This is a genomic window from Cellulomonas sp., assembly GCF_015234515.1.
In the GTDB taxonomy this organism is placed as follows: Bacteria; Actinomycetota; Actinomycetes; order Actinomycetales; family Cellulomonadaceae; genus Cellulomonas.
The window spans coordinates 347,174-359,630 of sequence record NZ_JADGMY010000023.1 but is presented as its reverse complement, the minus strand read 5'-3'; the positions used below and the strand labels follow the sequence as shown (position 1 = coordinate 359,630).

General features: G+C 74.2%; 14 protein-coding genes. 8 read left to right on the top strand and 6 right to left on the bottom strand.

Going from position 1 to position 12,457, the window contains the following annotated elements; translation table 11 throughout:
- The first annotated feature begins 20 nt into the window (after positions 1–20).
- From IR158_RS10595 to IR158_RS10580, 4 genes are all read left to right on the top strand, one after another.
- On the top strand, positions 21–950 hold the full coding sequence (locus IR158_RS10595; protein ID WP_291812744.1) for a carbohydrate ABC transporter permease: 930 nt from the start codon (positions 21–23) through the stop codon (positions 948–950).
- On the top strand, positions 947–1,843 hold the full coding sequence (locus tag IR158_RS10590) for a carbohydrate ABC transporter permease (RefSeq protein WP_291812742.1): 897 nt from the start codon (positions 947–949) through the stop codon (positions 1,841–1,843). Before IR158_RS10595 ends, IR158_RS10590 begins: the two co-directional genes overlap by 4 nt.
- 85 nt (positions 1,844–1,928) lie before the next feature.
- Entirely contained in the window at positions 1,929–2,402 is a 474-nt protein-coding gene (locus IR158_RS10585; protein WP_291812740.1) for an ATP-binding protein, read from the top strand.
- A 55-nt stretch (positions 2,403–2,457) separates the two neighbouring features.
- Entirely contained in the window at positions 2,458–3,069 is a 612-nt protein-coding gene (locus tag IR158_RS10580) for a class I SAM-dependent methyltransferase (protein WP_291812738.1), read from the top strand.
- Positions 3,070–3,072: 3 nt separating this feature from the next.
- Here the strand turns inward: IR158_RS10580 and IR158_RS10575 are convergent, their stop codons facing one another.
- Positions 3,073–3,609 carry a DUF1990 family protein gene (locus IR158_RS10575; protein WP_291812736.1) on the bottom strand — a complete coding sequence of 179 codons (537 nt, stop codon included), beginning with the start codon at positions 3,607–3,609 and terminating at the stop codon, positions 3,073–3,075.
- The gene (locus IR158_RS10570) at positions 3,591–4,544 is read right to left on the bottom strand and encodes a YndJ family protein (RefSeq protein ID WP_291812734.1); all 954 of its coding nucleotides are present in this window, start codon (positions 4,542–4,544) and stop codon (positions 3,591–3,593) included. The genes IR158_RS10575 and IR158_RS10570 overlap by 19 nt, the downstream gene beginning before the upstream one ends.
- Positions 4,545–4,918: 374 nt before the next feature.
- Between IR158_RS10570 and IR158_RS10565 the strand changes: the two genes are divergently transcribed.
- Complete coding sequence (locus IR158_RS10565; RefSeq protein WP_291812732.1) at positions 4,919–6,346, top strand: endo-1,4-beta-xylanase; 1,428 nt, start codon at positions 4,919–4,921, stop codon at positions 6,344–6,346.
- A gap of 79 nt (positions 6,347–6,425) precedes the next feature.
- Here IR158_RS10565 and IR158_RS10560 read toward each other — a convergent pair whose 3' ends face one another.
- Positions 6,426–7,193, bottom strand: coding sequence for a DUF1345 domain-containing protein (locus IR158_RS10560; RefSeq protein WP_291812730.1), 768 nt, complete (start codon positions 7,191–7,193; stop codon positions 6,426–6,428).
- A 150-nt stretch (positions 7,194–7,343) separates the two neighbouring features.
- Here IR158_RS10560 and IR158_RS10555 point away from each other — a divergent pair, with 150 nt between their 5' ends.
- Complete coding sequence (locus IR158_RS10555; protein ID WP_291812727.1) at positions 7,344–8,318, top strand: pseudouridine synthase; 975 nt, start codon at positions 7,344–7,346, stop codon at positions 8,316–8,318.
- A gap of 75 nt (positions 8,319–8,393) precedes the next feature.
- On the opposite strand, the gene IR158_RS10550 is transcribed toward IR158_RS10555, so the two are convergent.
- Both IR158_RS10550 and IR158_RS10545 read right to left on the bottom strand, forming a co-directional pair.
- Complete coding sequence (locus IR158_RS10550) at positions 8,394–9,230, bottom strand: hypothetical protein (RefSeq protein WP_291812726.1); 837 nt, start codon at positions 9,228–9,230, stop codon at positions 8,394–8,396.
- A 164-nt stretch (positions 9,231–9,394) separates the two neighbouring features.
- A complete protein-coding gene (locus tag IR158_RS10545) occupies positions 9,395–10,096 on the bottom strand; it encodes a metalloregulator ArsR/SmtB family transcription factor (protein ID WP_291812724.1) in 702 nt (233 codons plus the stop codon).
- A 65-nt stretch (positions 10,097–10,161) separates the two neighbouring features.
- On the opposite strand from IR158_RS10545, the gene IR158_RS10540 reads away from it, so the two are divergent.
- Together IR158_RS10540 and IR158_RS10535 are read left to right on the top strand one after the other, a co-directional pair.
- A complete protein-coding gene (locus tag IR158_RS10540) occupies positions 10,162–10,620 on the top strand; it encodes an OsmC family protein (RefSeq protein WP_291812722.1) in 459 nt (152 codons plus the stop codon).
- Positions 10,617–11,063: a hypothetical protein gene (locus tag IR158_RS10535; RefSeq protein ID WP_291812720.1), complete on the top strand. Its 447-nt coding sequence runs from the start codon at positions 10,617–10,619 to the stop codon at positions 11,061–11,063. Before IR158_RS10540 ends, IR158_RS10535 begins: the two co-directional genes overlap by 4 nt.
- Positions 11,064–11,086: 23 nt before the next feature.
- Here the strand turns inward: IR158_RS10535 and IR158_RS10530 are convergent, their stop codons facing one another.
- Positions 11,087–12,370 carry a glycoside hydrolase family 3 N-terminal domain-containing protein gene (locus IR158_RS10530; protein WP_291812718.1) on the bottom strand — a complete coding sequence of 428 codons (1,284 nt, stop codon included), beginning with the start codon at positions 12,368–12,370 and terminating at the stop codon, positions 11,087–11,089.
- Positions 12,371–12,457: the final 87 nt, after the last annotated feature.

Below are 12,457 nucleotides of genomic sequence, written 5' to 3'. Positions count from 1 at the left end.
CCGACGACGAAAGGCACCTCATGGTCAGCGCCACAGCAACCCGACCAGGGAGCAGCGACGTCGCGGACGCGGGGCCGAGGACGGACCGCCGCCCGCCGGTCTCGCGGACCTTCTACCTCTTCCTGATCCCCACCCTCGTCCTGTTCACGCTGTCCATCACGTTGCCGGCGGTCATGGGCATCACGCTGAGCTTCACCGACTCGGTGGGGTTCGGGGAGTTCCAGTTCACCGGGCTGACCAACTACGTGGCGCTCTTCCAGGACCCGGCGATCCGCAGCTCGTACCTCTTCACCATCGGCTTCGCCCTCGTCACCGTGCTGCTGGTCAACGTCCTGGCGTTCCTGCTCGCCGTCGGCCTGACCGCGCGGATCCGCGCCAAGGTCGCGCTGCGCGCCGTGTTCGTGCTGCCCATGGTGATCTCGGGCATCGTCATCGCCTACGTCTTCAACTTCCTGTTCTCCAACTCGATCCCCCAGCTGGGGCAGGCGACCGGCATCACGTTCCTCGAGCAGAGCCTGCTGGCCGACCCCGACCTGGCCTGGATCACGATCGTCGTGGTCACCGCGTGGCAGGCGGTGCCCAGCGCCCTGCTGATCTACATCGCGGGCATCCTGTCGATCCCGGGCGAGGTCTACGAGGCCGCGGCGATGGACGGGGCGTCCGCCCGCCGACGGCTCGTGTCCATCACGCTGCCGCTGGTCGCGGGCTACGTCGTGATCAACATGGTCATCGGCTTCAAGAACTTCCTCAACGCCTACGACATCATCGTCGGCCTCACCAACGGCGGCCCCGGCACGGCGACCCGCAGCGTCGCCATGACGATCTTCTCCGGCTTCACGGGTGGTGACTACGCCTACCAGATGGCCAACGCGACCATCTTCTTCCTCATCGCCGTGGTGCTCGCCGTCGCCCAGCTGCGCCTCACCCGCGGAAGGAGCGCGCTGTCATGACCGCGCAGACGCTGACGACGACGACCCCCGGTCAGGTCCCGGTCCGGCGCGGGCGCCCGCGCCGCCGGGGTGGCGAGGAACGCACGAGCCGGGGCACCACCATCGCCCTGGTCGTCTGCACGCTCGCGGTCTTCGCGCCGCTGTACGCGACGCTCACGATGTCCTTCAAGACGACCGCGCAGTCGGTCGACGGGCAGGTCTTCTCCCTGCCGTCGCCCATCAGCATCGACGGCTTCGTGGAGGCGTGGCGGCTCACGAACTTCCCCCGCGGGTTCGCCATCTCGGTGTTCGTCACCGTGGTGACCGTCGTCGGGACCGTCGCGCTCGCGTCCCTGGCCGCGTACGCGATCGCCCGCAACTGGGACCGCCGGTTCTTCCGGTGGTCGTTCTACTACCTGCTGGCCGCCATGTTCCTGCCGTTCCCCGTGCTCGCGCTGTCCCAGGTGAAGCTGACGGGCATGGTCGGGCTCGCGAACCCGGGCGGGGTGGCGCTCCTGCACGTGATGTTCCAGCTGTCGTTCAGCGTGCTGCTGTTCACGGCGTTCATCCGCGGGCTGCCCGAGGAGCTCGAGGAGAGCGCCCGGCTGGACGGCGCGACGACGTGGACCGTCTTCCGGTACGTCGTGTTCCCGATGATGGCGCCCATGAGCGCGACCGTCGCGATCTTCGCGTTCCTCGCCTCGTGGAACGACTTCATGATGCCGTCGCTCATCACGGCCGACTCCACGCTGCAGACCCTGCCGGTGCTGCAGAGCGTCTTCCAGAGCCAGTTCAGCAGCAGCTACAACGTCGCGTTCGCCTCGTACCTCATGGCGATGGCGCCCGCGATCATCGTGTACCTGTTCACGCAGCGCTGGGTCATGGCGGGCGTGACGCAGGGGGCGATCAAGTAGGGACGACGCCGGTCGACGAGCGTCGGGACGACGCGCCGGGCCGCCCGTTCGGCAGGTCCCGCCACGCTGCTCTACGGTCGAGCGCGTGACGAGACCGTCCGGACCCCCTGCGGACGACAGTCCCGACCTCGACGGCGGGCTGCGGAGCTCGCGTCCGCCTGCCCGGTTCACGCCGGTGCGTACGTGGGTCCTGGACAACGTCTCCGACCTGCACGCCTTCCGGCAGCAGCTGCGGACGGAGATCAACACGCGGTCCGACGTCCCCGCCGAGGAGGTCCTGGGCACGGTGGCGCACGACCTGGTGCTCGTCGCCTCCGAGCTCGCGACCAACGGGATCCGTCACGGCCGCCCGCCGACGACCGTCGAGCTCCTGCAGGACGGACCCGAGTTCCTGCTGACCGTGGCCGACCACGACCTGGGCAGCGTGCCGCGCGTCGCCGGGGAACGTCCGCCGGGTGACGGCGGGTTCGGCCTGCAGATCGCCCGGCGCCTGGCCCGCGAGGTCGGGTGGTACCGCACGGACAGCGTCAAGGTGATCTGGGCCGAGCTGGGCCCTTGACACGCCCGGCACGGGGTCCGACGTTGGCCTCGTGCGCTGCCCGCGTCCCCGACCCGTGTTCGCCCGCCTCTACGAGCGCGCGGCCCCGGCGATGGACCGGCAGGGAGCCGCCGGTCACCGGCGCCGGCTGCTGGCGGGTCTGACGGGTGACGTCGTCGAGGTCGGCGCGGGCGGCGGCGCCAACTTCGTCCACTACCCCGACGGCGTGGGCAGCGTGCTCGCGCTCGAGCCCGAGCCGTACCTGCGTGAGCGGGCCGCGCGGCGCGCGTCGGAGGCGCGGACCCCGGTGCGGGTGGTCGACGCGGTGGCCGAGCAGATCCCGCTGGCTGACGGGTCGGTGGACGTCGTGGTCGCCTCGCTCGTGCTCTGCTCCGTCACGGACCAGGCGATCGCGCTGCGCGAGATGCACCGGGTGCTGCGGCCGGGCGGGCAGCTGCGGTTCTACGAGCACGTCGCCGCGCCGACCCGTGCGCGGCGCGCCCTGCAGCGCCTCGTGGACGCCACGGCGTGGCCCCTCCTCGCCGGCGGCTGCCACACGGGCCGTGACACGGTGGCGGCGATCCGCACGGCGGGGTTCGCCGTCGACGCCGTCGCCGTGGTCGATGTCGGGCCCGCGCACCTCTCGCCCGCGTGGCCGCACGTCCTGGGGCGCGCGAGCCGCGCCTGACGCTCAGGCCCGACGGCGGTGGAGCCGACGCGCGGCACGGGCCAGCACGCGGACGTAGAGCCGCTGGCCGATCGGCATGACCGGTCCCAGGACCCGGGCCCACGCCCACGCCCACGCCGGCCTGCTGTACGCCTCGACCTCGAGCCACACGTCGCCGTCGCGGAGCACGGCCCGGAACGCCTCCTCACCCTCCACCGGGTGGCCCGGCAGGGTGCCGTAGCCGAACCCCTGGTCGTCCACCCACACGACACGGCAGGGGGCGTGCAGCGTGGCCGGCCCTCTGCCGAGCAGCGTCACGACACGCGCGCCCGGTATCGCGGGCCCGGCGACCCGCAGTCGCACACCCGCCTCGCGGTGCACCCGCCAGGTCCGCAGGTCGTCGGCCAGCGCCGCGCGCGCCGTCTCGCCGCCCCCGCGCGCCACGCGGTGGCGGACGTGCAGCACGCGGTAGCCCTGCGGGACGCCCGCGCGCGCCCACGCGGCGCCGGCCCGCGCACGCGTCGCGCCGACCGGTGCGTACGTCAGGTCGTCGAGCGCCATGTCCCACCTCCGGGTCCGGCCGGTGCCGCCTCCACCGGGTCCTGGTCGCCGCGCGGTGCCCCCGCGCGCAGCCGCAGCGCGACGAACGAGCCGAGCACGACCGCGAGCGCGTTGACCGCACCGTGGGTCGCGACCATCCACGACAGGTCGAGGTGCGCGACGCCACTGACCTCACCCCACGCCCACCACAGTGCCAGCAGCATCGCGACCACGCTGCCCAGCGCGGCCGCCCCGGCCCAGGCGGCGGCCGCGGGTCGCCCGCCTCCCACCGCGTCCCGGCGGGCCGCGCGCCACGCAGCGGCCGTCGCGCACCAGATCCCCGCGGTGAGCACGACGGTGCCGACGAGCTCGGCCTCGTCCGAGACGAGGTAGCCCGCCAGCACGGTGAGCACGCCGAGCGTCGTCCCGCCGGCGCCGACGCGGGCGAGCGTGTCGGGCCCGGCCGACCGGGCGCGCGCGGCCAGGCCGGCGGCGAGGCACGCGCCGAACCCGGCGAACAGCATGTGCGGCACGGTGAGCAGCAGGATGTCCCCGTCGAACCCCAGCACGGACGCGCCGGCGCGGTCGGCCACGAGCGCGAGCGCCCCCACCGTCGTGACGCCCAGGGCGACCGCGACGGCGATGTCGGGCACGCCGCGGGCACGGCCGGGAACGGTCCACGCCCGCGCCGCCGTCAGTAGCAGGACGCCGGTGACCACGGCGAAGGGGACGGCCAGCGCGACGGCCGCCGGTCCCCGGGGCAGCAGCAGGGCCAGCGCTGCGGCGGCACCCGCCAGCGGCCACGCGGTCGACCGGGGCCGGGGTACCGGGGCCGCCCCGCTGGCCGCCAGCAGCCGCAGGCCGAGCGGCAGGACGACGACGGCGCCGAGCGCCACGGCCGCCCGGACGCCCGCGAGCGCGGCGGGTGCGAGGGCGTCGGGCGGCATGTCCGTCATGGACCTAGTTGAACACGTTCAACTGAGCGTGTTCAACACCTCGGCGCACGGCACAGCAGATCAGCTCGCGCACCTCGGACGTCATCCATGGCAGGGTCCTGTGCCACGTCGCGTTCACGCCGCTCGGCAGCAGACCGTCGGAGGAGTCCGCGTCCCTGCTCCTGGAGCACGAGCTGGACTTCATGAACGCCGACTTCGCCCGGGCCAACCACCCCGACGTCGCACGCCGACGGTCCAGCGCGGGACGAGCTGTCGGAGACCGGGTCGAAACTTGAACGTTTAGTGCGTTGACGGACACATCCCCGGGTCGAAGAGTGGGGCCTCCGCCGACCGGCTCGCTGACGATCCGGCGATCGGCTTTTCAAGGAGGAACGATGACCCCCCCATCCACGCTCCGACGAGGGCAGACCTACGTCGCCAGAGGCGCGTCCGCGATCGCGATCCTCGCGCTCGCGGTGACCGCCGCCGCGGCCATCCCCGCCCAGGCCGCCGGCTCGACACTCCAGGACGCCGCCGAGGACCGCGGCCGGTACTTCGGCACCGCGATCGCCGCGGGCCGGCTCAGCGACTCCACGTACTCCACCATCGCGAACCGTGAGTTCAACATGATCACGGCCGAGAACGAGATGAAGATGGACGCGACGGAGCCGAACCAGAACCAGTTCAACTTCACGCAGGGCGACCGCATCCTCAACTGGGCCCAGCAGAACGGCAAGCAGGTCCGCGGTCACGCGCTGGCGTGGTACTCGCAGCAGCCGGGCTGGATGCAGAACATGGGGGGTCAGCAGCTGCGGACCGCCATGATCAACCACATCAACGGTGTCGCCGGCCACTACAAGGGCAAGATCTACGCCTGGGACGTCGTCAACGAGGCGTTCGCGGACGGCAGCGGCGGCGGGCGTCGTCCGTCGAACCTCGAGAGCACGGGCAGCGACTGGATCGAGGTCGCGTTCCGCACGGCCCGCGCCGCCGACCCGGCGGCCAAGCTCTGCTACAACGACTACAACACCGACGACTGGTCGCACGCCAAGACGCAGGGCGTCTACCGCATGGTGCGGGACTTCAAGCAGCGCGGCGTCCCGATCGACTGCGTCGGCCTGCAGTCGCACTTCAACCCGCAGAGCCCGGTGCCGGCCAACTACCAGACGACGATCGAGAGCTTCGCCGCGCTGGGTGTCGACGTGCAGATCACCGAGCTCGACATCGAGGGCTCCGGCCAGCAGCAGGCCGAGAACTACCGCAAGGTCGTCCAGGCCTGCCTCAACGTCTCGCGCTGCACCGGCATCACGGTGTGGGGCGTGCGTGACACCGACTCGTGGCGCGCCTCGGGCACCCCGCTGCTGTTCGACGGCAACGGCAACAAGAAGGCCGCGTACACCGCGGTCCTCGACACGCTGAACTCCGGCCCCGGCACCGACCCGTCGACGCCGCCGGTGACGACGCCGCCGGTCACGACGCCGCCGGTCACCACACCGCCCGTCACGACGCCGCCGGTCACCACCCCGCCGGTCACCACACCGCCCGTCAGCGGCAGCTGCTCCGCCGCGCTGACGATCGCGAACAGCTGGCCCGGCGGCTACCAGGGCACCGTGACGGTCACGGCCGGGTCGTCCGGCCTCAACGGCTGGCGCGTCACCCTGCCCGGTGGCGTCTCGACCAACAACGTCTGGAACGGCCAGATCTCCGGCAGCGTCGTCACGAACGCCCCGTACAACGGGTCCGTCGGAGCCGGTCAGTCGACGACCTTCGGGTTCATCGGCCAGGGCAACGCACCGTCCGGTGCCACCCTGACCTGCAGCTGACCAGCACCACCTGACCGGCCCTGTGCCGGCCGTCGCGACGGCGCCGTACCTCCCCGAGGTGCGGCGCCGTCGTCGTGCGTCAGGCCGCGAGCGCGGCGATCGAGGCGACGGTCATGGCGACGATCACCGCGTTGAACAGGAAGGCCGCGAGCGCCTGCCCCGTGACGGTCCGCCGCAGCGCGCTGCTCGTGACCTCGACGTCGGTCGTCCCGAAGGTGGTGCCGACGGACACCGCGACGTAGAGGTAGTCGCTGAACACGCGCGGCCCCTCGCCGGGGAACCGCAGTCCGCCCGTCGCGCCATCGCGGCGCAGGTACTCCACCGCGTACGTCAGCACCATCGTGGCCCAGGCCGTGACGATGAGGACGACGCACATCGCGACGAGCAGTGGCGCCGGCAGCGCACTGGTGAAGCGGTCGGCCTGCGGCAGGACCACGACGGCCGCAGCCATGGCACCGGCACCGACGACGAGCGCCGCGCCCGCTCCCGGCTCGGCGACCAGGAGCCACCGGTGCACGAAGCCCCGACGGGGCATGGCGGCACCGGCACGCGCGACCGTCTGCGGCGACGCGGGGAGGAAGACGGCGAGCGTCAGCCCCACGTACACGAGCTGGTAGGCCGCCAGGAACACGAGCAGGTGGTCCACGACCCACCACGGCCGGCCGTCGGCGCTCGGCATGACCGGGGTCAGGCTGAGCACGATCGCGGTACCCCCGGCCACGTACGACCGTGCCGCCTCCGTCAGGAGGCGGTCCCGCAGGCCGCGCTCCGGGGTGAGACGCGCCCGCGCCGTGCGCCACCACCGGCGGGGCACCGACCACGACCGGGCTGCTCGTCCTCGTTCCACGCCGAGGACCCTAGGCGGGCCACCACCGGCGGTCCAGCGATCGTTGCACCGGCCACGCCGGGCCGCCCCCCCTCGCGTCGCCGGCGTCGCGTCACGTGCCCGGACGGCTCTGCGGGAGGAAGGGGCGCCGTCGCCTCGTACCCTCGACACGTGGCCCCCCGCTCCCCCCTCCCGGCACGCCACGGGCTGGCCGCCGCCCGCCTGTGCACGCCACCGCGCGCCCGCGGGGTCCCCGACGCCTGGTCCACCATGGGCGCGTGGCTGCGCGCCCGGCTCCCCGAGCACGTCGACGTGGCGGGGATGCTGGCGCACGGGTGCTTCGTCGACGAGGACGGGCGCGCGCTGCGCGACGACGACCCGTACGTGCCGGCCCGACACGTGTGGTTCCACCGGATCGTGCGCGACGAGCCCGTGGTGCCCGGGCCGATCCACGTGGTGCACCGCGACGAGCGCCTCGTGGTCGTCGACAAGCCGCCGTTCCTGTCGACGATCCCCCGCGGACGGCACGTGGTGCAGAGCGTCGTCGTGCGGCTGCGCGCCGAGCTGGACCTGCCGGAGCTCTCGCCGCTGCACCGCCTCGACCGGGGCACGTCCGGGGTCCTCCTGCTCGCCACCGAGCGACGCTGGCGCGGCGTCTACCAGATGGCGTTCGAGCGCCGCGTCATGGACAAGACGTACCGCGCGCTCGCGCCGCTGCGCGCCGACCTGGAGCTGCCGACGGTCGTGCGCAACCACCTGCGCAAGGTGCGCGGGACCCCCCGCGCCGAGGTCGTGCCGGACGCCCCCGTGAACGCCGAGACGCTCGTCGAGCTGGAGCGTGAGGTCGACGGCCTCGGCGTCTACCGGCTGACCCCGCGCACCGGCCGCACGCACCAGCTGCGGCTGCACCTGAGCGGGCTGGGCATCCCGATCGTCGGCGACCCGCTGTACCCGGTGCTGCGCGACGTCGACCTCGACGACTTCCGGGCGCCGATGCAGCTGCTCGCCGCGGGGATCGCGTTCACCGACCCGGTCGACGGGCAGCGCCGCGAGTTCCGCAGCGTGCGGTCGCTGCCGCTGACCTCCGAGGACTTCCAGCCGCCGGACCCGCAGGCGTCCGAGGAGCGGTGCGCGGCGACGACGTAGTCCCTCCCTCCGACGGCACGCTCGGGACCGTCCTGCGGCTCAGGCAGAACGTCCCTCCGTGGAGGGAGCGGGCGCTCAGGCGGGCTGACGCCGCCGACGGGCGAGCACGACGCAGCCGACGCCGGAGAGGATCGCCGCAGCGGCCAACGCCGCCAACGGCCCCTCGGCGACGCCCGTCACCGCCAGCACGGCGGGTCCGCGAGCGCCGCGTGCGGCCTGGGCGGCTGGGGCGGCGGCTGCGGGTGCCGCGGGCACGGGCGCAGCGGGTACTGGCGCAGCGGGTACTGGCGCCGCGGGTACCGGTGCCGCGGGTGCAGGGGCGTTCGCCGCGTCGATGGCGCGCGCCACGAACTGACCGCTGACGATGAACTCGCGCAGCTCGGCACGCGTGCCGTCAAGAGCGGCCTGGGCCGCGTCGTCCAGGGCTGGCCCGGTGTTGTCGCTGCCGCCGAGGACCATCCGTGCAGCCGCGAGCCTGTCGTCGACGTACTGCGCCTCAGCCAGGCCGGTGTTGAGGAAGTCCGTCACCGCCTGCGGGTCCGCCATCTCGAGGACCACCTGGATGGCGCGGTCGACCGTCGGCTTCGTGGCCGTGCTCATGAGTCGCGCCACCCGGATCTCCTCATCGGCCCGCCACGCCAGGAGGTACCCCGCGTCGCCGTAGGCCCGCAGCTGCTCGACCGTCCCCGCCAGTGCGCGGGTCGCGCTCGCGTGCATGACCGGCCCGTCAGGGGTGGCGGCGAGGGCCTCGACCCAGGCGCGGTACTCCTCGTCCGTCGTCCCGCTGAAGCCTGCCTGGACGAAGGCACGGTGGTCGGCCGCCGGATCCGCGGCGGCGGGCACGGCGCCCATCCCGAGCCCGACTGCCGCCAGCACCACGGCGACCCCCAGCGATCCCATCAGCTTCCGCACAGCACGCACCTCTCGTCATCCCCCTGCACCTGACGGTGCGCCACCCGCGCAGAACGAGCAGCCGCGGGGACTCTACCGGTTTGATCCGTTTGATCCGGGGCGTTCTCGCACGGTTCGTCCCGGCGCCCCTGTGCCCGCCGCGAACGCCGAGGCGACGGCGAGGGCTACTCCGGGCAGGGCGAGGCCCACGTGGCCGGTGCCAGTGCCCAGGTCCGAGCGAGGGCCTCGGTCCCCGCCTGCGTGATGTCCAGTCCGCGGCCGCGGGTGCGGCGGCGCACCCAGTCACGTTCCACGAAGAGCGCGGCGAGCGCCGCACCGAGGCCGCCGGCGAGGTGGGGCCGTCGTTCCGTCCAGTCCGGGCAGACCCGCACCAGCGGACGCCGGCGTGCGGCGAGCTCGTCGACGGGGAGCCCCAGCCCGGTGATCGAGGCCCGGCCCACCGCGGTGAGGCGGACGTCCCCGGAGGCGAGCCAGCCGGAGCGCTGCATCGACTCCAGCAGCTCGACGCCGAGGCGTCCGGCCAGGTGGTCGTAGCACAGGCGCGCCCGCGCGAGGTCGCGAGCCTCGCGAGCGTGACGGAAGGACGTCGTCGGCGCCGACGGGCAGAGGTGCCCCAGCCGCTCCAGCGCGGCGGCGACGGAGTCGTCGGCCAGCGCGTAGAACCGCTGTCGCCCGCGCGGCTCGCACCGGACCAGGCCCGCGTCGACGAGCACGGCCAGGTGCTCGCTCGCGGTCGCGGCCGACACCCCCGCCGCGCGCGCGAGCTCCCCCGCGGGCCGTCGTGAACCGTCCATGAGGAGGTCGACGAACGTGGACCGCGCGGGCGCGGCGAGCGCCCGGCCGACGACCGAGAAGTCCCTGCCCACGTCCCGACCGTACCGCCGGGACACTTCGGCCGTCGCCGAAGTCTTCCCGTCCTACGGTGCCGGTCATGACGACGCACACGTACACGACCCACCTCGCCTGGTCGGGCTCCACGGGCGAGGGGTACCGGTCCTACCGCCGCGAGCACCACGCCGACGGCGCCGGCGGCACGGCGCGGGTGGCGCTCAGCGCCGCCCCCGAGTTCCGTGGTGACGCGACCCGCCTCAACCCCGAGCAGCTGCTGGTCATGGCGGCCAGCTCGTGCCAGCTCCTGTCGTTCCTGGGTGCCGCGGCCCGCGCCGGTGTCGACGTGGTCGGGTACGCGGACGACGCCGAGGCCGTCATGCCCACCGACACCCCGCACCCCCGGCTCACCCGGATCGCGCTGACGCCGGTCGTGCGCGTCGCGCCCGGCACCGACCACGACCTCGTCCGGACGCTCGTCGAGCAGGCGCACGACCAGTGCTACGTCGCCCGCTCGCTCACCGCCGACGTCTCGGTCGACCCGACGGTGGTGGACGCGTGAGCGGGCTGCGCGACGTCGAGGTGCTGCTCGCGGACCGACCCGGTGCCCTCGCGGAGCTGGGCGAGGTGCTCGGTGCGGCCGGGGTCAGCCTCGAGGGGGGCGGGGTGTTCAGCCACGCCGGGGCCGCGGTGGCGCACTTCCTGGTGGCCGATGCCGACCGGGCGCAGGCGGCGCTGCAGCGCGCCGACATCGGGCCGGTGACCGTGTCCGACGTCGTGCTGCTCCGGCTGGACCAGGGCACGCCCGGTCAGCTGGGCCAGGTGGCGCGCCTCATGGCCGACGCGGGGGTCGACCTGCGCGTCCAGTACAGCGACCACGACCACCGGCTCGTCCTCGTCGCCCACCCGGAGCACGGGGCGGCGTGTGCTGCCGCAGCGGCCCGGTGGTCGGGTCACGATGCCGGCGGCAGCGACGAGCCGGGAACCGGTGACGCGGGTGGGTGACCGGGCGCTCCGAGACGGGCGGCTCAGGGGACGGCGACCGGTCCGGCGAGCGTCGGGCGGGCGACGTCGACGCACGAGGTCGCCACCGGGTCCCCGCCCGCGAGCGCGGCGACCCGTGCGGCCGCCTCGGAGAGCCGCTGCTCGGGGAGCGTCCCGGTCCGCACCGCCTCGACGAGCGCGTCGCGCATCCGCACGGCGTGGCGCCCGTCCGTCGTCAGGACGGCGTCCGCGCCCGCGGCAACGGCCTCGACGGCGGCTGCCGGGAAGTCCCACCGCAGGTTCACCGCGCCCATCCCGACCGAGTCGGTCATCGCGACCCCCTCGAACCCCATCTCGCGCAGCAGCGCGTAGGCACGTGGGCTCAGCGACGCCGGCCGGTCGGGGTCGAGGGCCGCGTACTGCAGGTGGTTGAGCATGATCACCGGCGCGCCCGCGTCGATCGCGCGCTGGAAGGGCAGCAGGTCCGTCGCCACGAGTTCGTCGAGCCCAGTGGTCACGAGCGCGGACGTCTCGTGCGAGTCGACGGTGGAGCGCCCGTGCCCGGGGAAGTGCTTCATCGTGGGCCGGACACCCGCGTCGGTGAGGCCCTGGGCGTACGCGAGCCCGTAGTCGGCGGCCGTGGCGGGGTCCGCGCTGAACGACCGGTCGCCGACGACGCCACCGGCCGGGCCGTCGTCGAGGTCGAGGACGGGTGCGAGGTCGAGGTCGACGCCGACCGAGGCGAGCGCCTTCCCCGTGGCGGCGGCCCGCTGCCGCACCGCCTCGGGGGTCTCACGCTGCGTCATCCGCCGCGGCGAGGGCCCCGCGCCGACGACGCCCCGCATGAGCGCGACCCGGCCCGACTCCTCGTCGGTCGACACGAGCAGGGGCCGAGCCGCCAGCGCGCGCAGCCCCGCCGACAGCGCCGCCACCTGCTGCGCGGTGCCGACGTTGGACTCGGACAGGAAGACGCCGCCGACACCGAGCGCGACGACGTCCCGCGCGAGCGGGTCGGTGGCCCTGCGCACGTCCGGCAGGCCGACGACGAGGGTCGCGGCGGCGCGCTGCTCCAGCGGCGCCGGGACGCACGCGGATGTCGGGGTCGGCGCCGGGGTGCGGACCTCCGCGGCCGTCGTCGCACGCGCGACGGGCTCCTCCTGCGCGCCGTCGAGAGCGACCGAGGTGAGAGCGCCCGCCCCGAGGCACACGACCGCGAGACCGGCGAGCGCCGCGGCACGGGCCTGTGCCGCCCGCGGCGAGCGCCGCGCGTGCCGGGGTGCGACGTCGTCGCCACCCTCCGCGGGTGCGACGGGCGGTGGGGGCGTCACCTCGGCAGGCTATGTCGCGGCTCGGACGACGGCCTCCCGAGCCGAGGGCGGCGCCCGAACGGGAGCGGCCGACCCGCACGCGCCAAC